We start from the raw sequence: 23,080 nt of genomic DNA, 5'->3' as shown, positions 1-23,080 counted from the left end.
GAATGCGCAGCCTTGGATGTGACTTTCCCCACTGGGGCTGCGGCATGACTTCTTCCTCCCACCGCGTGCAGGGCCTCAACAACGACGAGGTCGCTGCCGACTGGCCGCCGATCAGCACCGCAGACCTCGCGTGGCTGCGCCAGCGCTTTCCGCAGCTGGATGCGGGCAGCCAGCCGCACTGGCACAGTCCTCGACCGTTGTCGGCCGCCGCCATCGTCAATGGCACGCGCGGACCGGTGTTCATCAAGCGCCACCACCACAGCGTGCGCAGTGCCGCCTGCCTGGAAGAAGAACACCACTTCATCGCCCATCTCGCTGCCGCCGGCGTACCGGTGGTGCAGGTGCTTGCGGCAGCCGATGGCCACACCGCAGTCGAGCACGGCGAATGGACCTTCGAGCTGCATGCCGTGGGCGTGGGCGAGGACCTGTACCGCGATGCCGTGTCGTGGTCGTTGCTGACCGATGTCGCGCAGGCCCGCGAAGCCGGCCGCATGCTGGCCCGGTTGCACCGTGCCGCCGCCAGCTATCACGCGCCACAGCGCAGTACCCATCTGCTGGTCGCGCGCGACGATCTGATCCGCGCCGACGATCCCATCGCCGCGATCAAAGCCGAACTGCCCACACGACCGGGGCTGGCCCGCTATCTCGCGCGCATTCCGTGGGAAGCACAGCTGCAGCGCGACGTGCTGCCTTGGCACACGGGCCTGGCCGAGCGCCTGCGCGACGAGCCACGGCTGTGGGCGCACAACGACTGGCATGTCTCCAACCTGCTGTGGCGCGACGGGCAGGTCAGCACCGTGCTGGATTTCGGCCTGGCTTCGCCCACCAGCGCACTGTTCGACCTCGCCACCGCGATCGAGCGCAACGCAGTGGCGTGGCTGGAACTGGAGCGCGGCATGGAGGCGGTGCGCATCGACATCGCACTGGCGTTGCTCGACGGCTACCGCGAGGTGCTGCCGCTGTCGGCGGCACGCGTGCAGCTGCTGGCCGACCTGCTGCCGATGGTCCATTTCGACTTCGCACTGTCCGAAGTGGAGTACTTCGAAGGCATCACTGGCTCCACCGCAAACGCGGATGTGGCGTGGCAGCCGTTCATGCTGGGGCATCCGGCGTGGTTCCACAGCGCGCCGGGACAGGCACTGCTGCAGGCGTTGCACGCGGCAGCCTGAAGGGCACCGGCTCGCAAATCCGTACCATTTGTAGTGAAATGGTCACCTGAAGCGGGGGTGCCTGGATCTGCCAGGCTGAGAGAGTCCCTTGGAACCTGATCCGGTTTGCACCGGCGTAGGGAGCTTTGAGCCGCAGCCACACCCCCGTCATGGGCCGGTGCACCTGCGCGCCGTCGCTTCGTCTCCCTTGTTGTCCGAAGACGAACCGAATGAACCGCTGCCTGCGCCCCACCCTGCTCTCCCTCGCCCTCTGCGCCGCCTTGCCGCTGCATGCCAGCGAGGCCGACGCTGCCACCGATGCGGCTGCCACCGGCGCCGAGCGCTCGCCCACCGAACTGGCGGCAGTGCGCGTGCAGGCCGGCAAACCCAAGGCCGATACCTCACGCGTGAACGCCTTCGGTGGTGGGTCCTGGAAGGACACCCCGGCCTCGGTGAACGTGCTCGAGCGCGACTACCTCGACCGCCGCCAGGTGCGTTCGCTGTCCGAGCTGGCCAGCAATGATGCCTCGCTGGGTGATGCGTATGCGCCGGTGGGCTACTACCAGAACGTCGCCATCCGCGGCTTTGCGCTGGATGCCGCCACCGGCTACCGCTTCAACGGCCTGTCCATCGCCGGCGAACAGCGCCTGGCGCTGGAGAACGTGCAGTCGGTTGAGATCCTCAAGGGTGAAGCCGGCCTGGCCGCGGGTGTGATGGCGCCCGGCGGGATCATCAACTACATCGGCAAGCGCCCGGCCGAAGTGCGCACCGCCACGCTCGGTACCGACTCGGAAGGCTCGCGCTACGTCGCCGTCGATGTCGGCCACTGGATCACCCCGCGTTTCGGCCTGCGCCTGAATGCCGCATGGGATTCCAGCAATTCCTACGTCGAGCACGCCGATGGCCGTCGCAACTTCTACTCGCTGGCCGCCGACTGGCTGATTGGCGAACGCGGCAAGCTGGAAGTGGATGCCAACTACCAGACCAGCTCGCAGCGTTCGGTGTCCGGCTACCAGCTGCTGGGCGCGCGTGAGCTGCCGCACGGCGTGGATCGCGAATTCCTGCTCGGCTACCAGCCGTGGCAGCGCCCGGTGGATATCGCCAGCACCAACATCACCGCCCTGCACACCTACGACTTCAACGATGCCTGGCAGTCGCGCGTCTCGATCGGCCACAGCCGCTCGGTGATCGATGACAACGTCGCCTTCGCCTACGGCTGCTACTACGCCACGCAATGCGCCGATGGCAGCATGCCGGGCAACTACTTCGCGCCCAATGGCGATTACGACGTGTACGACTACCGCAGCCCGGACGACACCCGCCGCAACCAGCAGGCCCGTGCCGAGCTGCGTGGCCGCTTCGAGACCGGCAGCGTCGGCCACCAGCTGACCATCGGTGCCGATTACTTCCGCCGCACCGTGGACAAGCGCCCGAGCGTCAACGAGTACGTCGGCACCAGCAACATCCACGACGCGCAGGTGCCGGTGTTCGAGCCGTCGCCGAAGATGCCAGGGCCGTCCGCACGACGCCTGGACAGCCGCCAGACCGCGTTCTTCGCGCTGGACCGGATGAGCTTCGGAGACGAATGGCAGTGGCTGGCCGGCGGCCGCTTCGTGCGCCTGGACGAGCGTGCCTACGACAAGCGTGGCACCCCGCAGCGGCACAGCCGCCTGTCGCATTTCCTGCCGCAGACCGCCGTGGTGTGGAAGGCTACCGAACAGCTCAACGCCTATGCCAGCTACGTGCGCGGCATCTCGCTGGGCCAGGAAGCGCCCTTCTGGACCAGCAACGCCGACACCTTCCTGCCGTCGGTGCAGTCGCGGCAGCTGGAAGTGGGCGTGAAGTACGTGCCGGTCGAAGCACTGACGCTGGGCGCGGCGGTGTTCCGCATCTCGCAGCCGTACCAGTACGCCAAGCCGGACAGCAGCGACGTCGGCTACAGCTTCGTCGAAGAAGGCACGCAGACCCACACCGGCCTGGAGCTGACCGCCAACGGCCAGCTGACCGACGCACTGCAGATCGTGGCCAGCGCCAGCGTGCTGCAGGCGCGCGCGCGCGACACCGGCACCCCGGCCTATGAAGGCCATCAGCTGGTGAACGTGCCGAAGGTGCGCGCCAGCGTGCACGTGGCCTATGCGCTGCCGTTCGTGCAGGGCCTGGATGTGACCGGCGGCTGGCGCTATGCCGGTGCCAACGTGGCCCGCGCCGACGGTGGCGTGCGCGCACCGGACTACTCGGTGTTCGACGCCGGCCTGCGTTTCCAGCATCGCCTGCACGAGCGCGCGGTGACCTGGAACCTGTCGGTGGACAACGTGTTCAACCGCTTCTACTGGCGCGATACCGGCAGCAGCGGCGGTGACTACTACCTGTTCCCCGGCGCACCGCGACAGGCCCGCCTGTCGGTGACGTTCGCGCTGTGAGCGGCGTCATGCTCGAGTGGACCGCCGCGCTGTGCAGCATCCTCGGCGTCTGGCTGATGGCCAAGCGCCGGCTGGTGGCGTGGCCGGTCGGCCTGCTGTCGGTGACGCTGTATGGCCTGGTGTTCGCCGAGGCCAAGCTGTACTCGGACACACTGCTGCAGGTCGCCTTCGGTGGTTTCCTGGTCTATGGCTGGCTCAACTGGCGGCAGCACGCCGCCGACGAGGGCAGCGTCCGCATCGTGCCACTGGCGCGCGGCAAGCTGCTGCGCGACCTGGCCATCGGCCTGTGTGGTGGCGTCGCGCTGGGTGCGGCCATGCACACCTTCACCGATGCCGCGCTGCCGTGGCTGGACGCGATGCTGACCGCGCTGAGCCTGGTCGGCCAGTGGTGGCAGGCGCGCCGCCACGTGGCCTGCTGGTGGGTGTGGATCGCGGTGGACGTGGTGTACGTGGGTGCCTACCTGTTCAAGTCGCTGCACGTGACCGCAGCGCTGTACGTGTTCTTCCTCGGCCTGGCCGTGTTCGGGCTGCGCGCATGGAGCGCGGCAGCCCGTGAACCACAGGTAGCAACGCAGTAGCGCCACGCCATGCGTGGCCGGGGCTTACCGGTAGTCGCCAACCTTGGTTGGCGCACACCTGCCGACCAAGGTCGGCATCTACCCAACACATCCACGCAGGGCGTGGATCTACTGCACCCGCAAGATCAGTAGAGCCACGCCATGCGTGGCTTGGGGCTACCGGTAGTCGCCAACCTTGGTTGGCGCACGCCTGCCGACCAAGGTCGGCATCTACCCAACACATCCACGCAGGGCCTGAATCTACTGCACCCGCAAGGTCAGTAGAGCCACGCCATGCGTGGCTTGGGGCTACCGGTAGTCGCCAACCTTGGTTGGCGCACACCTGCCGACCAAGGTCGGCATCTACCCAACACATCCACGCAGGGCCTGAATCTACTGCACCCGCAAGATCAGTAGCGCCACGCCATGCGTGGCTTGGGGCTACCGGTAGTCGCCAACCTTGGTTGGCGCGCGTGCCGACCAAGGTCGGCATCTACCCAACACATCCACGCAGGGCGTGGATCTACTGCACCCGCAAGATCAGTAGAGCCACGCCATGCGTGGCTGGGGGCTTACCGGTAGTCGCCAACCTTGGTTGGCGCACGCCTGCCGACCAGGGTCGGCATCTACCCGGCGCATCCACGCATGGCGTGAATCTACTGGGTAAGCAGCAGGCCCAGCCGCAGCGGCTGACGCATGTCGGCCGGTGGCGCGGCCTGCAACGGCGCGGACTGCAATGTCGCGCGCAGGTCGGCGTCGACCTGGGCGTCGCCCAAACTGTCGAATTCGAGTTTCGAGATGCGGCCATCCGCAGCGATCCACACGCTCACCGGCAACGGCGTCGGCGTATCCGGGTGTGCCTGCAGCCATTCCAGCACGCGCTGCGCCTGCGGGTTCTGCTCCTGCTGCAGGCGCTGCTGCAACTGGCCGCCGACGGCGGCGGCATAGGCCATCCAGTGTGCGGGAGCCTCCTGCGCGGAAACGCTGGCACTTCCAAGTGCGAGCGCACCGGACAGCGCGGCCAACGGCCGCCACCAGCGGCGTGCGCCGGTTGTGTTCCTTGCCATCGCCATCGCCCGCCCCTGCGCTCTCATCCAACGGCTGATGGTCGGCGCGTTAGATGACAGGCAGATGGCGGTCGGCACTGCCCGGCGCGATCACTCGCCCAGGTCGGCCAGCACCTTGCGCGAGGGCGCGAAGAAGGTCACGCCGGTGGTGGCGGTGGAGAAGTCGAGGATGCGGTCGTGCAGCGGCGCGGGATTGCCGATGAACATGCGCTCGAGCATCTTCTCGATCACCCACAGGCGGCGCGTGTAGCCGATGAAGTAGGTGCCGTACTCGCCGCGCCCCGGGTTGGCGAAGGGCATGTTGTCACGCAGGATCTCGTGCTCGCCGTCGGCATCCTCGATGGTGCACAGCGTCTTGTGCGATTTCTGCGCATCGGCCGGTGCATCGTCCAGCTCGATGTTGTCGTGCTTGGTGCGGCCGATGATCGCTTCCTGTGCCTCGGTCTTCTGCGCACGCCAGGCATCGAGGTTGTGCAGGTACTTCTGCACCACCACGTAGCTGCCACCGGCATGCGCCGGGTCTTCATCGCCCACGATGGTGGCTTCCGGCAGCGACAGCCCTTCCGGGTTGGCGGTGCCATCGACGAAGTCGAGCAGGTCGCGGCCGTCGAAGTAGCGGAAGCCGGCCACGTCATCGACCGTTTCCACCGCATCACCGAACGCCATCAGCAGGTTGCGCTCGAACGCCACGATCAGGTCCATGGTGCGCGCACGGATGTGGTACAGCAGGTCGCCCGGCGTGGACACCGCGGTGTGGGTCGCGCCCTTGATCTCGCGGAACGGCGCCAGCTCACGCGGCGGCGTGGTACCCACCAGCGGCTGCCACACGCGGTGGCCAATGGCCACGTTGCAGGTGAAGGTGCGCTCGATCTCGCGGATGGCGGTGTTCTTGATCAGGTCATCGGTGCTGGCCAGCACCTCGCGCGCCTTGGCGATCGACGCCTCGTCATCCTTCACCTTCAGCACCAGGAACGCCGCCGAATGGGTGAGCGGCGCGGTGATCTGCTGCGGCTCGTTGTCGAGCGTGTGGTTGAGGGCGGTGATCGGTGCGGGCTGGGAGTTCACGGCGGTTCCTGCTGGCTTGAGGCGGGCGCATCGCGTGTGGCGATGTGCGGGCGATCATAGCGGAACCGCCTGACCGGGGACGGAGCGGTTCTCGTTCCGTCCACCGGCGAAGGTACGAAGACCTCAATCCATATCACTCCAGACCGCCAGCTCGTAGCCATCCAGATCGCGGAAGTGGAAGCGGCGGCCACCGGGGAAGGCGAATACCGCCTGCACCACCTCGCCACCGGCGGCAATCACGCGCTGCTGGGCGTCGGCAAGGTCCGCGCAGTAGAGAATCACCAGTGGGCCGCCCTGCGCACGTACCGGTGTGTCGGACACGAAGCCGCCTTTCAGGCGGCCGTCGTCGAACTCGGTGTAGGCCGGGCCGTAGTCCGTGAATTTCCAGCCGAATACCTCGCCGTAGAAGCGCTTGCTGCGGGCGATGTCGGCGACGTTGAATTCGATGTTGTCGATGCGGCGCTCGGCATCGCGGGGTGCGGCGTGGCTCATGGCGTGACTCCTGGGTGGGAGCCCCAGCTTCGGTCAGCGCGGCACGGCGGTCTTGAACAAAACGGCCATCATCGGCCCCATTCCAGGCGCAGCTGCCGTGCGGTCATGCTGGCAAGCTCGCGCGCCTCACGGCCGAGGTGGGCCTGGTCGGCATAGCCGGCATCAGCGGCCAGCATCGCCAACGAATGCTGCGGCAACCCACGGCTGTGGCGCAGGAAGCGTTGCAGGCGCAGGATCCGCTCCAGCGTCTTGGCGCCGTAGCCGAACTGCGACTGGCTGAAACGGCGCAGGCTGCGCGGGCTCAGGTTCAAGCCTGCCGCCAGCTCGTCCAGCGTAGCTTGGCCACGGCCAAGCGCGTGGAACAACACATGAGCCCGTTGCGCCTGCACGTCGAGGGCCGCCGCGCCCATGTGCTGCTGCAGGCAGTACGCCATCCGCTGCAGGCGCTGCGCAGGCGCGGTGTCACCGATGGAAGCCGCAGCCTTCTTCGCCCACGTGCCCTTCAGATCGGCCAGTGGCACCGCCTGGCCGATGATCTCGGCCAAGGGCAGGCCGAGCGCGGCCAATGCCTGGCCAGGTCGGAAGCGTGCCCCCAGTACCTGTGCACCGGGTGCCAGTGCCGGATGTGCAGCCACCCGATCCGGGCCGACCACGAACAGCGCGCCGTCGCGCCAGAGGATATCCACGCAGCCATCGGGCAATACGGTGATGTGCCCATCGGCATCGGCAGGGAGCTGGCTCTGCCACAGCTGGCCGAAGTGGCCACGCAGCGGCGCAGGCGCCAGATGCTCCTGGTAGGCCATGCCAGTACCTGCGAGGGAGGAAGGGTCGCCCATGCCGCATTGTGGCGCCACAGGGCCCATAAAAGTGAAGCCCGGCGCGAGGCCGGGCTTCGGTTGGCGTGTGGGAGAGAGAGAGAGTCACACGCCAGCACAACACGCACTAACGACAGGCGTTTGTTACCAGGTGAAGCGCGGGCCCACGAACCACTCGCGGTCGCCGGCCTTGGCCAGCTTCACTTCGCCACTCAGGCCCCAGTTCTGGTTGAACTTGGCGGTGGCGCCGACGCGGCCGTAGAACTCGCCGTCCGGGTTGTAGCCGTGCTTCTTGCTGAAATCTTCGTAGCCGGCCATCACGTAGCCTTCCACGTACGGGTTGAACGCGGTGCGCACGCCCACTTCGGTGGAGTAGCCGTTGAAGTCCAGGCCGCGCTTCTCGTCGTACTTCTGGTACGCAACACGGGCCACCAGGTCGGTGTTCGGTGCGATGCCGTAGTTGTAGCCGACACCCAGGCGCCACTGGTCGACGTCATTCTTGAACTTGTCGGTTTCCTGGGCGCTGTAGTCGCCAAAGACGTGGAAGTTCGGGTGCACCGCAACGGAACCCTTCACCTTCCAGCCATCGGCGTCGCCGCCCTTGGCATCGGTGTTCACGTAGCCGCCTTCAACGTAGTTGTACGACAGGCCATCGGTTGCCGATGCAGCGAACGGCAGAGCAGCCAGAAGACCCAGGGCAAGCAGCGAATTCTTGTTCATCGGGACACACCTTTAATTATTTTGGTTTCGTCGACCGCCTCCCGGGAGGGGGAGAGAGAGGAGGCGGTCGACAGGTGTGAATTATCCGTTAGGGGGTCTAATCAACCCTGAATATTGAACTGACTGGTGTATAAATAAGGCTGGCGTTCAGGGAACTCCGCATGGCATTGCTGTCGGCCTCTTACGCGCATCACGCTCGATGCTTGATGCGGGCACTGATCCTGATCGCCTCGCCGATCGCGCTGCTGCAGGCACAGGCGGCTGAGCGTGTCGGTCCTGCCGGGCACATCGTCGTACAGACAGACGATGTCACGCGCTTCTTCAAGGTGCTGGACGCCAACCATGGGCGCCCAAGCGCCGATGATCTGCAGCACGGCTATCTGGATGCGGGTACGGATGCCCTGCGCAGCTTCACCGACAGCCGTGTCGGCTCGATGGAGCGGCTGGCCAGGGCCATCCAGGACAAGCCGGCATTGTTTGCGAAAGCGAGAACCTGCGCGGCCGCATTGCCATCGATCCGCACGCGCGTCGCCGCTGCCGTCGATCAGCTCGGCGCCCTGTTGCCATCTGCTCGCTTTCCTCCGGTCACCGTACTGGTGGGCCGCGGCAACAGTGGTGGCGTTACCACCGAAGCAGGTGTGGTCATTGGACTGGAAGCGCTGTGCAATGCCGACTGGATGCAGGCCGATGCAAGCGACCGCTTCGTGCACCTGATCGCCCATGAGTACGTGCACGTGCAACAGCCCGGCGCGCGCGTTGATGTCGAGCAGCCCACCCTGCTCTATCAGACGCTGCTGGAAGGCGGCGCCGAATACGTGGCCGAACGGATCTCCGGGCAACCGGCCAACGCGCATCTGCAGCGTTGGGCGCAGGGTCGCGAGTGTGCGCTGGAGCGCGCGTTCCTGCAGGACAGCATGGGTACCGATCTTTCGAGGTGGCTGTACAACGGCCCCGGCGACGATACGCGCCGCGGAGATCTCGGCTACTGGATCGGCTACCGCATTGCCCACGCCTATGTTGCGCGCGCGCCCGACACGCCCAACGCCATCGCCGAACTGCTGGATGTCCAGCCTGGAAACGCTGCAGCGCTGCTGGAAGCAAGTGGATGGCAGCCTGCGTGCGGAGCAGGCGAAAGCACACAGACGCACATGCCGTGATGCCGGCTTCATGCAGGTGAATGGGTGATATTGAACAGGCACAAGGCGATACGCCGGTGCAGATCAGCTCGCTTGATCCCGCTTGTTAAGGTTCGTTGATTTACAGGCCTTCACAGCCCATCCACGTACTCAAATTCCAGCTGAAAGCGCTTGGTAGCGCCGGGAACAAACGCCGCTATATTCCAGCTTCCCCAGACGAAGGAGGGAGTGGAATGAAACTGACCTCGCAACACATGAAGATGGCCCGTGCACTCAGCGTGGCGCTCATCGCCACCGTGAGCCTTGGCGCTTGCGCCTCTTACAAGAACGAGTTTGCAACGATCAACTCGCGTCTCGATCAGCTCGATGTAAAGGTGCAGGGCGCCGCCCAGAGTGCCGAGTCCGCCAACCAGTCGGCGCAGCAGGCCAACCAGCGTCTGGACCAGATCGAAGGTCGCGTGCAGCAGCTTGAAAGGGCACCAGCGGGCCGCAAGCCGCGCGGCTGATCGCTCCCTCACCGTTTGAACTGATCCACCTCTGTATCGGGAACCAGTGGCCTTCGCCGGCCACTGGCATCCTTCCACCAAGATTGCACTGCAAGGAGCCGTCCCATTCGTACCTCCTCCTCCCCTGCACGCCGCGCCCTCCATGCCGCACTGGCCATGGCACTGGCCGTTGCGTGCAGCGGCGTAGCCAACGCCAGGGACAAGGACGCACCTGCACCCCCGGTCGCCGCAGTCGATGAACTGCCCGCTGACCAGAGCGTGTCCGAGACGGTGATCGAACTGGCCGGCTGGGTAGTCGCCAGCAAGGACAACCAGGGTTATCCGTTCGCGATCATGGACAAGGCGGCTGCGCAGGTACTGGTCTTCGGTGGAGACGGCAAGCTGCGCGGTGCCGCACCGGCGCTGTTCGGTTCGGCCATCGGCGATCACTCCGCACCCGGCGTTGCCAAGCTCGCGCTGAGTGCGATTCCAGGCCATGACCGCACTACCCCGGCGGGCCGTTTCATTGGTGGCTATGGCCCCTCCGACGATGCCGGTCGCGTGCTGTGGGTGGACTACGATTCCGCCGTGTCGATGCACCCGCTGCCGCCAGGCACTCCGAAAGAGAAGCGCGCCGAACGGCTGGCATCACCTTCGCCGGACGACAACCGCGTTACGCACGGCTGCATCAACGTCACGCCTGCGTTCTACGAGCAGATCGTGCAATCCACGTTCGAGAAGGGCGGCGTGTTCTACATCCTTCCGGACAAGGATTCGATCGCGAAGACGTTCCCGGAGTTCGCGCAGAGCCGGGGCGTTGCAAAGGACGAAGACGAGAAGGGCGCGCGGCGCGCGAGCAAGTAACAGACGCTTTGCCTGCGGCCTGTTGACGATGCGAGCCTGCGCTGCAGGCAGAGGTTCCCGGGTGCGCTCCTGGCAGGCCCCACCTGGACCCCACTCATCGCGGACGTCCCACCCTCGTGGCGCTGCCCATATGGACCGGATGAGGCATCGCGCTCTCACGGCGTCAAAGAATCCTTGAGTTCATGAGGATTTTTTGCAGGCTGGACGCCTTTGCAGATAAATCCTTATTTCAATGAGGATTTTCTTGCATCCAGCTCTTTTGCGAAAAAATCCTCAAGATCGAAAGGATTCTAAGGAATCCTGGGTTTTGCGCGAAGAATCCTCACTGCAGTGAGGATTCTATGGTATAGACGATGGGTCGAATCCAGAGCGTCAGGCTCTGCTGGGGGAGTTCCCATTGAAGATCAGGCTTGAGAAGGCTGAGGCCTTGGGACCACTGGTGAGAGCCGCCCGCAAGCATCAGGGACTGCGCCAGGATGCAACCGCCGAAGGCATCGGGGTCAGCGAGAATTTCCTGGCCAAGGTCGAACGCGGCGGTACCACGGTGCAATGGGGCAAGTTGTTCACCGTGCTTGACGAGCTGGGGCTGCATGTCGAAATCGACGTGCCGGACGAAGCGATGGCCCTGCTGGCCAAACGTGCCAACGGGAAGGTGCCATGAGCGCCCCCCGTATCGATCTCAAGGACGTCATTACAACGACCGTCCTGTCTGGACTGCACTATCCGCTTCCACCACGCGAACTGCAGGTCAGCATCGACGAAGCGCCGGTGGGCCGCCTGACCGAAGCAGCAAACCTGTGGCGCTTCACCTATACGCCGGAGTGGCTCGGCAGCGCACATCGGTTTCCACTGGCGCCTGCGTTGCCACTGCAAGACACCGCCATCCTCGATGGCTCCAGCCAACGCCCCGTGCAGTGGTACTTCGACAATCTGCTGCCGGAAGAGCAGCAACGCACGCTGATGGCAACCGATGCCAGGGTGGATGGCGCGGACGCGTTCGCATTGCTGGCCGCCTATGGCGCGGAATCGGCAGGCTCGTTGACGCTGCTGCCTCCAGGCCAGCGCCTGCCACCCGGCGGCAGAAAACCACTGCCCGATGCGGAACTCTCCACGCGTATCCAAGGCCTGCCACGCACGTCGCTTGCGGCGGGTGCCGCCAAGCGCATGTCACTGGCAGGTGCCCAGCACAAGCTGGCAATCATCGAGACAGGGGGAGAACTCTACCAACCTCTGGGCGCCGAGCCCTCGACCCACATCCTCAAGCCTGACAGCACCAGCAGCGGTTATCCCCACAGCGTGGCCAACGAGTGGTTCGTGATGCGCCTTGCACAGCGCATGGGGCTGCAGGTGCCGAAGATCGAGCGCCGCTACGTACCGGAGCCGGTCTTCATCATCGAGCGCTTTGATCGCGAAATCACCGCCGATGCCATCCATCGCCGTCATGCCATCGACGCCTGCCAGCTGCTCAACCTCGACCGGCAGTTCAAGTACACGCTCGGCAGCATCGACACCCTGAAGGTCATCGTCGAGCAATGCAGAAGCAAGCTCAAGACGCGCGTCCGCCTGTTCGACTGGTTGATCTTCAATGTACTCACCGGCAACAACGATGCGCACCTGAAGAACCTGAGCTTCCTGGTCGACAGCAGGGGCATCGAACTGGCCCCCCACTACGACCTGCTGTCCACCGCATGTTACGAGACCCGCGCGTATGCCGACGAGGGCGCACGTTGGCCAGAACGCTCGGAACTGTCGTGGCCCATTCTCGGTGTCGCGCGCTTCCACGACCTTCGTTTCGAGCATCTGGTTTCTGCCGGTGAAGCGCTGGGCCTGGGAAGGCCGGCTGCCACCCGGCAGCTGCGCCATCAGATCGACCGCATCACGAGCGAAGCCCAGGCGCTTTACGCGCTGGTGCTGCAGGAAAACCAGCAATGGTCGACCCGTTTCGACATCGGCCCAACCCTGGAAGGCGAAGTGCATTTCCTGAGAACACTGGTCCACGTGATCATCGCCGACATGGTGAGGCAGCTTTCACCCGCATGATGCGGCCGCCGGAACATCATCCGGCGTCACCACCGATTACTCGCAGGACTCGCCTTCTTCCTTCAGCATCGCTTTGTCCACCGGCTGCTCGCGCTCGATCAGCGCGCGCTGCTCGTCGCTGGGTTCACCCAGCCACCAGATTCTGCAGCGCGCGGTAAGGCGGCCGACCATCTTCGACTGATCGGGCGAGTACAGCATCGCCAATGCGGTGCCGGGGCAGTCGTGGGCCTGGCAGGCGGTGTAGAACCACCATGGCTCGCCCTGCAGCACCACCAGTTCGCCAGGCCCGCTGGGTCCGCTCAACAGGCGTTCGCGCAGCGATGGGATGTCCTTGTCGGCGGATTCGGCCGCCGCCGTGTTCTTCATCAGGGCGTTGAACGCGGCCAGCACCTTCGGGTCCTTGCGGCCGCAGTCGTCCACGGTGTTGCCGCCGACCAGGGTGAAGAAGTGGGTCGCCAGCGGATTGTCCGCGCAGGTGAGTTCTCCGCCGGCGCTCGGGTCTTCCGGTTCGCCTTCGTTGTCCCACACCGAGGGGTCTACGCCGTCTTCGATGGACGGCGCCTGCTCGACGACCGTTGCCGTGGCCGCAGGTGCTTCGGTGGTTGGTGCCGGTGCGGTCGGTGCTGCATCCGGCGCTGGTGCCTGTCCGCAGGCGGCCAGCAGTGCGACCGTCAGTGCCATCCCTGTGATTCGAATCTTCATTCCTTGTCCTTGTCTGATCTGCGGTGCATGCCGCCGCGCGGGCGCCTGCGTGATTCTAACCAGCAGCGCGCTAGGATGCGTTCGCACGTTCCCGTCATCGCCTGGAGCCGGACGCATGCACCGCACACGACTCGCCGTGATTTTCTGCAGTGCCCTGCTGCTGGCATCGCCGGCCATCGCCCACGATGCTGAAGGTGCGAAGCCCGCACAGCCTCTTCCTGATGCGGCCCTGCCCGCGACGCTGGATCGCGTACTGCGCGACTACGAGCAGGCCTGGCGCACGGGCGATGCCAGGGCACTGGCTGCGCTGTTCGCCGAGGATGGTTTTGTGCTGCAGAGCAACCAGCTACCGGTGCGTGGGCGCAGCGCGATCGAAGCCGCGTATGCCGGCCAGGGCGGCAGCCCGTTGCGGCTGCGCGCGCTGGCGTACTCGGTGGAGGGCAGCACGGGCTACATCATTGGTGCCTACCGCTACGGCAACAACGTGGGGGACACCGGCAAGTTCACGCTGACGCTGAAGCGCGTGGGCGACGGGCCGTGGTTGATCTTCTCGGACATGGACAACACCAACGCGCCGCCGCGGGCGCGGTGATGGATTCCGCCGGGCATGGCCCGGCGCTGCTGGGCGCCAACCAAGGTTGGCAGCTACCAGAAGCGGATTCCGGAGTAGATCCACGCCATGCGTGGATGGGCCACACACATGAAAAAACCCCGGCACGTAGCCGGGGTTTTTCGATTCACTTGAACAGCGTGTCCGGATACTCCGGTTTCTGTTCCCGTGCCAGCAGCGCGCGCAGGCCTTCCTCAGGCGTCTGCTCGCCGTGCAGCACGGCACGCACGCGGTCCGAGATCGGCAGGTCGATGCCATGACGGCGTGCCTGTCGCATCACTTCGTCGGCGGTCTGCACCGACTCGACCACCTGGCCGATTTCGCGCACGGCATCCTGCAGCGTCTGGCCGCGGCCCAGGGCCAGGCCCAGGCGGCGGTTGCGCGACAGGTCGCCGGTGCAGGTCAGCACCAGATCGCCCAGGCCCGCCAGGCCCATCAGCGTTTCCGGCTTGGCGCCGATCGCCGCGGCCAGGCGCAGCATCTCGTTGAGGCCACGGGTGATCAGGCCGGCACGGGCGTTGAGGCCCAGCTGCATGCCGTCGGCCACACCGGTAGCCACGGCCAGCACGTTCTTCATCGCGCCGCCCAGCTCGGCACCGACCATGTCGTCGCCGGTGTAGGCGCGGAACGCCGGGCCATGCATCGCCTCGGCCACCGTCTGCGCGAACTCGGGCACGTCGCCGTGCACGGTGATCGCGGTCGGCAGGCCCTGGGTCACTTCCTTGGCGAACGACGGACCGGTGACGACGGCCAGCGGCACGTCCTCACCCAGCACTTCGCGCGCCACTTCATGCAGGAAGCGGCCCGAACCAGGTTCGAAGCCCTTGGTGGCCCAGGCCACGCCGGCACCGGCCGGACGCAGCGGCGCCAGCGCACGCACGGTTTCACCGAAGGCATGCGACGGGGTGACCACCAGGATCCAGGCGGCGCCCTCCACTGCCGACGCCAGGTCGGTGGTGGCACGCAGGCTGTCCGGCAGCGGGATGCCCGGCAGGTAGCGCGGGTTCTCGTGGCGCTGGTCGATGGCCTCGACCACGGCAGCGTCGCGCCCCCACAGCACGGTCGGGTGACCGTGCCGTGCGAGCAGGCTGGCCAGCGCGGTTCCCCAGGAACCGGCGCCAAGCACGGCGATCTTGTCAGCGGTAGTGCTCATCCGTGACGTCGCGGCAGGAATCAGGCGTTGCCAGCCGGCTCGGAGTCAGCCAGCGACGGTGCGTCGCCCTGCTCCTGGCGCTGGCGCAGGGTTTCTGCGTACAGGCCTTCGAAGTTGATCGGCTGCAGGAAGAACGGCGGGAAGCCGCCGGCCTGGATCAGGTCGCTGATCAGCTGGCGCACGTACGGGAACAGGATGTTCGGGCACTGGGTGCCGAGCAGCACGTCGATCGACTGCGGGTCCAGGCCGACCAGGCCGAACACGCCGGCCTGCTTCACTTCGGCCACGTAGGCGGTGCGCTCACCGGCCTGGCAGGTCAGGGTCACGGCCAGCACGACTTCGAAGGCGTTCTCGCCCAGGCGCTGCACCTGCTGGTTCAGGTTGAGCTGCAGTTCCGGCTGCACCTGGTCATTGAAGATGGTCGGAGCGTTCGGCGACTCGAAGGAGACGTCCTTGACGTAGATCTTCTCGACGGTGAAAGCAGGGCCGGTAGCGGCATCGACCGGCGCAGCGGCGCCGTTGGTGATCTCTTCGGACATTTCCAGTAACTCCAGGTGAATGCAATGAAAACGATGGTCGAACTACTGCGATGGGGGCGGGATCAGGCCCATACAAGGCCGGATCCGCCACCTGCGGCAATCAGTTGCGGCCCTTGACCAGCGGCAGCTCGGCCTGCTGCCAGGCGGGAATGCCGCCGTCGAGCACGTAGACCTTTTCGAAGCCGGCCTTCTTCAGCGCCTTGGCGGCGGTTTCCGAGGCGTTGCCGCTGCGGCACACCAGCACCACCGGCGACTGCTTGGCGTTGGCCACCAGCTTGTTGTCCGGGCCGAAGGCACTGGCCTGGGCATTGCGGCTGCCGGCAATGTGGCCCTTCTCGAAGTCACCGCTGGCCGACAGGTCGACCACCACCGTGCCACCCGCGTTGATCAGCTGGGTCAGTTCGGCGGGCTTGATGCCCTTGAAGCCCCGGAACAGGCGGCGGATCTCGGTGACGATGATGGCCACGGTCAGGCCGACCAGGGCCGCGGACAGCATCGGGTTTCGGCCTGCAAAGGCCAGCAACTCTTCGTAATTCACTCAGGTCACGGGTCGATTAAGCGGGCGCCGATTGTCGCACAAGCCGGACGCGGCCCGTCACTGCCCCTTCCACAGGTCCGGCAGGCCGGCGGTCTGCCACCAGCGCTTGGCCTCGGCATCCCAGCGCCAGCGCTCAACCACCACAACGGTGCGTTCGGCCTGGGTGTTCTGGTTGATCACCCCGATTTCGACCCGGCGCTCGACCAGGCCCCCGTCCAGCGCGGCGCTGCTGCGCTCGCGGTAGGACGACACGCGCAGCTGCGCGTAGCGGTTGAGCTCGAACTCGGTGGGCGGCTTTTCCTTGCGCAGCTTGGGGTCCAGATAGCCGATGGCATCGTCCATGCTGCCCCAGCGGATGGTGGCGCCGTAGGCGATCTGGGTCTCTTCCAGCAGCTTGCGCTGCTTGCGGCTCAGGTCGTCGGCCGAAGCCACGGCGCTGGCCAGCAGCAGGGAACACATCAGGAACTGGATGAGGCGGCGCATCGGTGGTTTCCCCAGAACGTCAGCCTGCCATCCTACCCTTTGGCGAAGGCAACGAAGCGACCGCTGAACTCGGCGGCGGGCTTGCCATCGGCACCGGGCTGGGTGGCGATGATGCTGATGCGGGCCTTGCGGCGCTGGCGGAAGGTGTTCAGGAAGGCATCCCAGCCAGTGGCCTCGGCCGCTTCGGCATGGGCGTGCAGGTCTTCGTAGACCGGTGCCAGGTAGCGCAGGTTGCTGTCGGCCACGTAGACCTCGGCATCGTGGCCGGCCAGGCGCAGGCGCAGGCTGACCAGCGCCCAGCCGGACAGGGTCAGCACCGAGGCCAGGCTGCCACCGAAGGCGTTGCCCTTGTCGTTGACGTTGGCGGCCAGCGGCGCGGTGATGCGCAGCACGCCATCGGCATAGCCGTCGAGCTGGATCTGCATGGCGCGGACCGCCGGCATGCAGTCAAGCACGTCCTGCAGGGCGGCCAGCGAGGAAGTCAGAGCATCAACGGACATCGGAGCAGGGACCACGACAACGAAGGGCCCGCATAATGCAGGCAATGGCCGACCATACGATACCCACTGGCGCCGCCGGTTCCGAACCGGGCTGGACCATCATTTCGCTGCGACCGCAGGGCCAGAATTCCGCGCTGCGCCGCGCCGTTGCTGGGCTGGGCGGGCATGTGCTGGCCCTGCCACCCTGGCGCCTGCAGCGCCTGAACGGCACGCCAGTGGTGCACCAGCTGCAACGCGCGCTGAACTGCGATCGGGTGGTGTTCACCAGCCCGGCCGCCGTTACCGCAGCCGCCACCCTGTTGCCACTGGCCGAGGCACAACGCAGCCCGTGGCTGACCGTGGGCGAAGGCACCGCGCGCGCGCTGCGGGCGCAGGGTGTCGCCGAGGTGCATGCGCCGCAGCGGATGGACAGCGAGGGCCTGCTGGCGCTGCCGGTACTGGCGGACGTACGCGGCCTGCGCATCGGGCTGGTGACCGCCCCCGGCGGGCGCGGCCTGATTGCTGCGCATCTGCAGGCGGCCGGCGGCAGCATCGAGCGCGCCGATGTCTATCAGCGTCGCCTGCTGCGCCTGTCGCCACGCACGCTGGCTCGATTGGCGCATTCAGCGTATCCGTGGGTGCTGGCGGTCAGCAGTGGTGAGGCGTTGCTGCATTTCTGGCAGCAGCTTCCGCCGGCATTGCAGCAACGCTGTCAGGCACATGCCACCGCCGTCGTGGCCAGCGAACGGCTGGGCGAACAGGCGCACGCATTGGGGCTGCAGCGCGTGGTGCGCGCGGCCGGGCCCACCACCGCGCAGCTGGTGGCGGCTGCACACGCCACGCTCACCGTCCCGGCAGCGAACTGAACAGGGACGTGGGTCACGCTTGCCGCTGTGGTCGGCAACAGTGATGCTGTGCACAACGCGGCCTGCCGGAACCTGACCGGCGACGGTGCCGACAAGGAAGCCCCATGAACGAGACTCCGCCCGTTTCCCCGCCCCGTCGACCCGTGCGCTGGCTGCTGCCGCTGGCCGGGGTGGTCGTGCTTGGCGTGGGCGGCTATGCCGGCTGGTACGTCTGGCAGCAGCAACAGCACGAACAGGAAGCGCAGGCGCAGACCACGGCCGTACAACTGCAGGGCCTGCAGGCGACGCTGGATGCATTGCGCCGCGACCAGCGCGCAACCAGCCAGCGCCTGCAGGATGCGGCGACCACCAACCGCGTGCTGCGCGACGAGATGCTGGGCCTTTCCCAGCGCAGTGCGCTGCTGGAAGAGAACCTGGCCAAGCTGGCCGACAGCGCCAACCAGGGCCGTCAGGCGGTACAGCGCGATGAGGCCGAACTGCTGCTGACCCAGGCGGCGCAGCGCCTGAACTACGCCGACGACGTGGAAGGCGCACGCCGCCTGTATGCACAGGCCGCCACCGCGCTGGCCGATCTGCCCGACAGCGACGGCCTGAACCTGCGCCAGGCCCTGGTACAGGAACGCGATGCACTGGATGCGCTGGGCACCGGCCCGCGCGTGCAATCGCTGCAGCGGTTGGATGCCCTGGCCAAGGCCCTGCAGGGCCTGCCCTCGCAGGTGACGGGTAGCACCGCGCCCGGCGCCGGCAAGCCCTGGTGGCAGGCCACGCTGGCACCGTTCGTGGACATCACCCCGAGCCGCCAGAATGGCCCGCTGACCGCCGCCGAACGCCGCAATGCCGACGATGCGCTGCAGCTGGAACTGACCCTGGCGCGTGCCGCAATCGAACGTGGCGACCGCACCGGTCGCGATACCGCATTGGCGCGCGTGGAACACTGGGCACAGCGGCGTTGGCCGGATTCACCGGCCCTGCGCGCGCAACGTGCTGAACTGAAGGCCTTGCGCGAGCTTCCGCTGCAGGCCAGCAACAGCGTTCTTGGCAGCACCCTGCAGCAACTGCGCACCCAGACCGACCGGAGGTAATCCCCCATGAAACCCCTGCAATCCCTGGTCGTGCTGTTGCTGGCCGTGGCCATCGGCGTGGTGGCCGCGCAATGGCTCGGCGCCGATGACCTCAACCGCTTCGGCGAAGTGACCCTGCGCTACGGCGGCTACGACTACCACAGCAACCTGCCCAAGGTGGCACTGCTGTCGGTGATCGCGGTGCTGGTGCTGTGGCTGCTGTGGAGCCTGATCGCAGCACCGTTCCGCGCCTGGGGCCGCTACCGCCGCAAGCAGGGCCGGGTGCGCCTGATCGACGGCCTGCAGGCCTATGAGCACGGCCAGTGGCAGCGCGCGGAAAAGCTGCTGGATGGTGCCGCCAAGGATCCGGAAGTGAGCGCGGTGGCGCTGGCCAATGCCGTGCGCAGTGCGCAGGCACGTGCCGACGGCCCCGCCGGTGAAGCCCTGCTGCAGCGCCTGGGCGAGAGCGATGCCACCCTGCAGGCGCTTCTACGCGCCGAACAGCTGCTGGCGCGCGATCTGCCGGTGGATGCGATCAACGCGTTGGATGTGGCGACGATCCAGCCGCTGCCGCCGCGCGGCCTGTGGCTGCGTACCGAAGCGCTGGCACAGGCCGGCCGCGCCCACGAGGCGTATGGCCAGCTGGGTGCACTGCGCCAGAGCAAGGTGCTGCCGGCCGACGCCAACAGCGAACTGGAAGCACGCCTGGCCGCACAGGCGCTGCTGGAAGCAGCCGACGTCAATGCGCTGGCCGCGCAGTGGGAAGCCACGCCGAAGGCGCTGCGGCCAACCCCGGACGTGGTGGGTGCGTATGCCAGCCGTGCGGTTGCATTGAACTGGGACGAACCGGCGCTGCTGGCGTTGGAACAGGCACTGGACCAGCGTTGGGATGACGAACTGGTGGCGTTGTATGGCCGCCTGCCGGCCGAACGCCTGGCCACGCGTCAGGCCAACCTCGCGCGCTGGCGCAACGTGCACGACAGCTCGGCTGCGCTGCGCCTGGCACAGGGCCGCGTGGCCCTGGCCCAGCAGCAGTGGGATGCCGCCGATGCGTTCCTGCACGAGGCCATCGCCGCGGGCGCCGGTGCCCCGGCGTGGGAGGCACTGGGTGAGCTGTTCGCACAGCGTGGCGAGCACGCGCTGGCCGCGCAGTGCCTGGCCAATGCGCTGCGACTGCAGCGTGGCGAGGACAGCGTGGAACTGGTGCGCGGCACCGAAGCGCCGCTGCGTGCCACGGTGGAGGAGCAGCCGGTTACGGTGCAGCCGCCGGTGTATGACGCCAACGAAGAGCGCGACGAATTCGGCAATCCACGGTTGCCGTGAAGCGTGCCGACCCACGGTCGGCACCCACCGGAGCAGAAGAACGCCGCCCATTGGGCGGCGTTTTCATCTGTGGAACCCGGTAGTCGCCAACCTTGGTTGGCGCTCTGACATCTTCCGAACGATGACATCGCATGGCCGACCAAGGTCGGCATCTACCAAAGCAGATCCAGCGCGCATTCCCGGTAGTCGCCAACCTTGGTTGGCGCGCGGTCGCAGCGATCAGCGCTCGACGATCGCCACTACGCCCATGCCGCCGGCGGTGCAGATCGACACCAGCGCGCGGCCACCGCCGCGTTCGGCCAGCTGCTTGGCTGCGGTGGCGATGACGCGTGCGCCAGTCGCCGCGAACGGGTGGCCAGTGGCCAGCGACGAGCCCAGCAAGTTGATCTTGTCCGGGTCGATGCGGCCCAGCGGTGCATCCAGGCCCAGGCGATTGCGGCAGTAATCCTCGCTCTCCCACGCACGCAGGGTACACAGCACCTGCGCGGCGAAAGCTTCGTGGATCTCGTAGATGTCGAAGTCCTGCAGGGTCAGGCCGTTGCGCTTGAGCATCTCCGGCACGGCCACGGTCGGCGCCATCAGCAGGCCTTCGCCATGCACGAAGTCCACCGCCGAGACGTGCGCGTCACGCAGATAGGCCTGCGGCTCATGGCCGTGGGCACGCGCCCACTCTTCGCTGGCCAGCAGCACGGCGGCGGCGCCGTCGGTCAGCGGCGTGGAGTTGGCGGCGGTGAGCGTGCCGCGGCCGGAGACCTTGTCGAACGCCGGCTTCAGCGTGGCCAGCTTCTCCAGCGAAGTATCAGGGCGCAGGATGTTGTCACGCTCGACACCACGGAACGGTGCGATCAGGTCGTTGAAGAAACCGCGCTCATAGGCGGCAGCCAGCTTCTTGTGCGACGACACCGCCCACTCGTCCTGCGAGTCACGCGAGATGTTCCATTCCTTGGCCATGTCCTCGCAGTGGTCGCCCATGCTCTTGCCGGTGCGCGGTTCGGCCACGCCCGGGAACTCGGGCTTGAGCTCGGAGAACTTGAAGCCAGCGGTCAGCGCGCGGATCTTGTCGCCAGTGCTCTTGGCACGGTTGGCGGCCAGCAGGCGCGCGCGCAGCTTCTTGCCGTAGACGATCGGCACGTCGGAGGTGGTATCCGAACCGCCACCGATACCCGATTCGATCTGGCCCAGCGCGATCTTGTTGGCAACCGTGATGATGCTGTCCAGCGAGGTGCCGCAGGCGCGCTGCAGGGTGATGCCCGGGGTCAACGGCGACAGGCCAGAAGAGAGCGTGGCTTCGCGGCCCAGGTTCCAGTCGCTGGAGTGCTTGATCACCGCACCCATCGCCACTTCACCCAGCTGCTGGCCGTGCAGGCCGAAACGTTCAACCAGCGCGCCCAGCGTACGGACCGACATGCCGAGGTTGCCGACATCCGAATACGCGGTGTTCTGGCGGCAGAACGGAATGCGGACGCCACCGAGGATGGCGACGGGACGAGCGTTGGGCATGGAGATACCTGGCATGGATGAGGGTGTCTGCAACATGGCCTGCACGACGGAGCAGGCATAATGGAGCCAAGTGTAGCTGCCGCCCTGTGATGGGCCAACCGTGGAACCATGAGCAAACCCGACCCCGCGATGAATGCCCTTGGCGTGCTGGCCCTGGAACTGGCCGGCGGCGAAATCCCCCGCCAGGCGGTGCTCAGCGCCGAACAGGCCGGTGAACTGGCCGATCGCGTCGGCCGCGACCTGTCCAAGCTGGTGCCGCAGGTGGCCGAGCTGGACCTGGTGTTCGCCGCCGCCCATTTCGACCCGGCCGAAGTACTGCGCCCGGGCTGGCCGATCCATCGCCGCCTGGAAGAACTGCAGATGCGTGCGCCGGGCCGTAACCAGGGCCCGCGCCTGCTGGCCTTCGGTACCGATGCCAACGGTGATGTGCCGCTGCCGTTCCAGGCCGATGCCAGCCTGGTGGGCGGTGGCCTGCGCGTGGTGCCGTTCCTGCTGACCGGCAGCGACGTGGCGACGACCAATGCAGTGGCCGAGGCGCTGGAAGACACGCTGCTGGCCAATGGCATGGCGCATGCCGATACCGCGTTGATGGCGCAGAACACCTTCGGTGCCCGCATCGAGCATGCGCGCTATTTCACCGTGAATGATCTGGCCGCGATGATGTCGATGCAGTACGACAATCAAGGCCTGGCCGCGCTGTGGCCGCTGATCGAGACCGCGATCATGGCGCCGGGCGAGGACGAGTGGCTCAATGCCGCGCCCGAGCCGCTGCTGCGCTATACCCATGGCGAGGCACGCATGGCGCTGTTCGATCCGGCCGGCTGGTGCGCGCACTACAACCACGGCAAGAACGACTGCGACCGCCTGAAGGGCATCTACGAGCAGTTCCTGATGCGCCAGCGGCAGATGGCCGCGGTGCTGGAAGCGCACGGCGTGCCGGTGCTGTTCGTGCACTGCGAGGCCGGTCAGGACGCGCGCGAGTTGCTGGCGCGCTGATGCGGGTGTTGGTAGTGCCGG

25 protein-coding genes and 1 riboswitch are annotated in these 23,080 nt (G+C 66.6%); of the genes, 13 read left to right on the top strand and 12 right to left on the bottom strand.

The genetic code is table 11. The features are described 5' to 3' along the window. Positions 1–44: 44 nt before the first annotated feature. From V3B64_RS18515 to pnuC, 3 genes are all read left to right on the top strand, one after another. The gene (locus tag V3B64_RS18515; protein WP_329914671.1) at positions 45–1,169 is read left to right on the top strand and encodes a phosphotransferase; all 1,125 of its coding nucleotides are present in this window, start codon (positions 45–47) and stop codon (positions 1,167–1,169) included. A 43-nt stretch (positions 1,170–1,212) separates the two neighbouring features. Then, positions 1,213–1,308, top strand: a riboswitch (TPP riboswitch). A 70-nt stretch (positions 1,309–1,378) separates the two neighbouring features. Continuing rightward, positions 1,379–3,568 carry a TonB-dependent siderophore receptor gene (locus V3B64_RS18510; protein WP_329914670.1) on the top strand — a complete coding sequence of 730 codons (2,190 nt, stop codon included), beginning with the start codon at positions 1,379–1,381 and terminating at the stop codon, positions 3,566–3,568. A gap of 8 nt (positions 3,569–3,576) precedes the next feature. After that, positions 3,577–4,146: a nicotinamide riboside transporter PnuC gene (gene pnuC, locus V3B64_RS18505; protein ID WP_012509709.1), complete on the top strand. Its 570-nt coding sequence runs from the start codon at positions 3,577–3,579 to the stop codon at positions 4,144–4,146. Between the two features lie 635 nt (positions 4,147–4,781). Here pnuC and V3B64_RS18500 read toward each other — a convergent pair. The 5 genes from V3B64_RS18500 to V3B64_RS18480 all read right to left on the bottom strand — a co-directional run bounded on the left by V3B64_RS18500 (position 4,782) and on the right by V3B64_RS18480 (position 8,284). After that, positions 4,782–5,198, bottom strand: coding sequence for a hypothetical protein (locus V3B64_RS18500; protein WP_329914669.1), 417 nt, complete (start codon positions 5,196–5,198; stop codon positions 4,782–4,784). 84 nt (positions 5,199–5,282) lie between these two features. Continuing rightward, complete coding sequence (locus tag V3B64_RS18495) at positions 5,283–6,257, bottom strand: Dyp-type peroxidase (protein ID WP_121505025.1); 975 nt, start codon at positions 6,255–6,257, stop codon at positions 5,283–5,285. Positions 6,258–6,380: 123 nt separating this feature from the next. Continuing rightward, complete coding sequence (locus V3B64_RS18490; protein WP_049423115.1) at positions 6,381–6,749, bottom strand: VOC family protein; 369 nt, start codon at positions 6,747–6,749, stop codon at positions 6,381–6,383. A gap of 68 nt (positions 6,750–6,817) precedes the next feature. Continuing rightward, positions 6,818–7,585, bottom strand: a complete 768-nt coding sequence (locus V3B64_RS18485; RefSeq protein WP_329914668.1) for a DUF6597 domain-containing transcriptional factor — start codon at positions 7,583–7,585, stop codon at positions 6,818–6,820. A gap of 123 nt (positions 7,586–7,708) precedes the next feature. Then, positions 7,709–8,284 carry an Ax21 family protein gene (locus V3B64_RS18480; protein ID WP_004134798.1) on the bottom strand — a complete coding sequence of 192 codons (576 nt, stop codon included), beginning with the start codon at positions 8,282–8,284 and terminating at the stop codon, positions 7,709–7,711. Between the two features lie 206 nt (positions 8,285–8,490). Between V3B64_RS18480 and V3B64_RS18475 the strand changes: the two genes are divergently transcribed. From V3B64_RS18475 to V3B64_RS18455, 5 genes are all read left to right on the top strand, one after another. After that, positions 8,491–9,441 (top strand): DUF2268 domain-containing putative Zn-dependent protease, encoded by a 951-nt coding sequence (locus tag V3B64_RS18475; RefSeq protein ID WP_285302929.1) that lies wholly within the window; start codon positions 8,491–8,493, stop codon positions 9,439–9,441. A gap of 212 nt (positions 9,442–9,653) precedes the next feature. Further along, entirely contained in the window at positions 9,654–9,926 is a 273-nt protein-coding gene (locus V3B64_RS18470; RefSeq protein ID WP_012509703.1) for a hypothetical protein, read from the top strand. A 156-nt stretch (positions 9,927–10,082) separates the two neighbouring features. Beyond that, positions 10,083–10,769, top strand: a complete 687-nt coding sequence (locus V3B64_RS18465) for a L,D-transpeptidase (protein ID WP_049423121.1) — start codon at positions 10,083–10,085, stop codon at positions 10,767–10,769. 397 nt (positions 10,770–11,166) lie between these two features. Then, positions 11,167–11,430: a helix-turn-helix domain-containing protein gene (locus V3B64_RS18460; RefSeq protein WP_049398603.1), complete on the top strand. Its 264-nt coding sequence runs from the start codon at positions 11,167–11,169 to the stop codon at positions 11,428–11,430. Then, on the top strand, positions 11,427–12,809 hold the full coding sequence (locus tag V3B64_RS18455; protein WP_329914667.1) for a HipA domain-containing protein: 1,383 nt from the start codon (positions 11,427–11,429) through the stop codon (positions 12,807–12,809). Before V3B64_RS18460 ends, V3B64_RS18455 begins: the two co-directional genes overlap by 4 nt. A gap of 36 nt (positions 12,810–12,845) precedes the next feature. Here V3B64_RS18455 and V3B64_RS18450 read toward each other — a convergent pair whose 3' ends face one another. Beyond that, positions 12,846–13,511, bottom strand: coding sequence for an Ivy family c-type lysozyme inhibitor (locus tag V3B64_RS18450; RefSeq protein ID WP_329914666.1), 666 nt, complete (start codon positions 13,509–13,511; stop codon positions 12,846–12,848). Between the two features lie 115 nt (positions 13,512–13,626). On the opposite strand from V3B64_RS18450, the gene V3B64_RS18445 reads away from it, so the two are divergent. Then, on the top strand, positions 13,627–14,103 hold the full coding sequence (locus V3B64_RS18445) for a nuclear transport factor 2 family protein (RefSeq protein ID WP_134950769.1): 477 nt from the start codon (positions 13,627–13,629) through the stop codon (positions 14,101–14,103). Between the two features lie 145 nt (positions 14,104–14,248). Here the strand turns inward: V3B64_RS18445 and V3B64_RS18440 are convergent, their stop codons facing one another. The 5 genes from V3B64_RS18440 to V3B64_RS18420 all read right to left on the bottom strand — a co-directional run bounded on the left by V3B64_RS18440 (position 14,249) and on the right by V3B64_RS18420 (position 17,334). Next, positions 14,249–15,274 (bottom strand): NAD(P)H-dependent glycerol-3-phosphate dehydrogenase, encoded by a 1,026-nt coding sequence (locus tag V3B64_RS18440; protein ID WP_005407597.1) that lies wholly within the window; start codon positions 15,272–15,274, stop codon positions 14,249–14,251. 20 nt (positions 15,275–15,294) lie between these two features. Next, positions 15,295–15,813: a protein-export chaperone SecB gene (secB, locus tag V3B64_RS18435; RefSeq protein WP_005407596.1), complete on the bottom strand. Its 519-nt coding sequence runs from the start codon at positions 15,811–15,813 to the stop codon at positions 15,295–15,297. Positions 15,814–15,913: 100 nt separating this feature from the next. After that, positions 15,914–16,351 carry a rhodanese-like domain-containing protein gene (locus V3B64_RS18430; RefSeq protein WP_004134671.1) on the bottom strand — a complete coding sequence of 146 codons (438 nt, stop codon included), beginning with the start codon at positions 16,349–16,351 and terminating at the stop codon, positions 15,914–15,916. Between the two features lie 57 nt (positions 16,352–16,408). Further along, complete coding sequence (locus tag V3B64_RS18425; protein ID WP_049423133.1) at positions 16,409–16,834, bottom strand: hypothetical protein; 426 nt, start codon at positions 16,832–16,834, stop codon at positions 16,409–16,411. Between the two features lie 32 nt (positions 16,835–16,866). Next, positions 16,867–17,334, bottom strand: coding sequence for a YiiD C-terminal domain-containing protein (locus V3B64_RS18420; RefSeq protein ID WP_005407593.1), 468 nt, complete (start codon positions 17,332–17,334; stop codon positions 16,867–16,869). A gap of 35 nt (positions 17,335–17,369) precedes the next feature. On the opposite strand from V3B64_RS18420, the gene V3B64_RS18415 reads away from it, so the two are divergent. The 3 genes from V3B64_RS18415 (at position 17,370) to V3B64_RS18405 (ending at position 20,563) form a co-directional block, all read left to right on the top strand. Next, positions 17,370–18,179: a uroporphyrinogen-III synthase gene (locus V3B64_RS18415; RefSeq protein WP_329914665.1), complete on the top strand. Its 810-nt coding sequence runs from the start codon at positions 17,370–17,372 to the stop codon at positions 18,177–18,179. Positions 18,180–18,283: 104 nt separating this feature from the next. Further along, a complete protein-coding gene (locus V3B64_RS18410; protein ID WP_032130163.1) occupies positions 18,284–19,261 on the top strand; it encodes a uroporphyrinogen-III C-methyltransferase in 978 nt (325 codons plus the stop codon). 6 nt (positions 19,262–19,267) lie between these two features. After that, positions 19,268–20,563: a heme biosynthesis HemY N-terminal domain-containing protein gene (locus V3B64_RS18405; RefSeq protein WP_032130162.1), complete on the top strand. Its 1,296-nt coding sequence runs from the start codon at positions 19,268–19,270 to the stop codon at positions 20,561–20,563. A 219-nt stretch (positions 20,564–20,782) separates the two neighbouring features. Here V3B64_RS18405 and V3B64_RS18400 read toward each other — a convergent pair whose 3' ends face one another. Beyond that, a complete protein-coding gene (locus tag V3B64_RS18400; RefSeq protein ID WP_099551602.1) occupies positions 20,783–22,078 on the bottom strand; it encodes an acetyl-CoA C-acetyltransferase in 1,296 nt (431 codons plus the stop codon). Between the two features lie 93 nt (positions 22,079–22,171). Between V3B64_RS18400 and V3B64_RS18395 the strand changes: the two genes are divergently transcribed. Further along, positions 22,172–23,059, top strand: a complete 888-nt coding sequence (locus V3B64_RS18395; protein ID WP_049423143.1) for a hypothetical protein — start codon at positions 22,172–22,174, stop codon at positions 23,057–23,059. The last annotated feature ends 21 nt before the right edge of the window (positions 23,060–23,080 follow it).

Origin of the sequence: Stenotrophomonas sp. SMYL86, assembly GCF_036320025.1 — a bacterium.
Lineage (GTDB): Bacteria > Pseudomonadota > Gammaproteobacteria > Xanthomonadales > Xanthomonadaceae > Stenotrophomonas > Stenotrophomonas maltophilia_A.
Note: the sequence above shows the minus strand (reverse complement) of the source record. Positions and strands in the feature narration are given on the sequence as shown.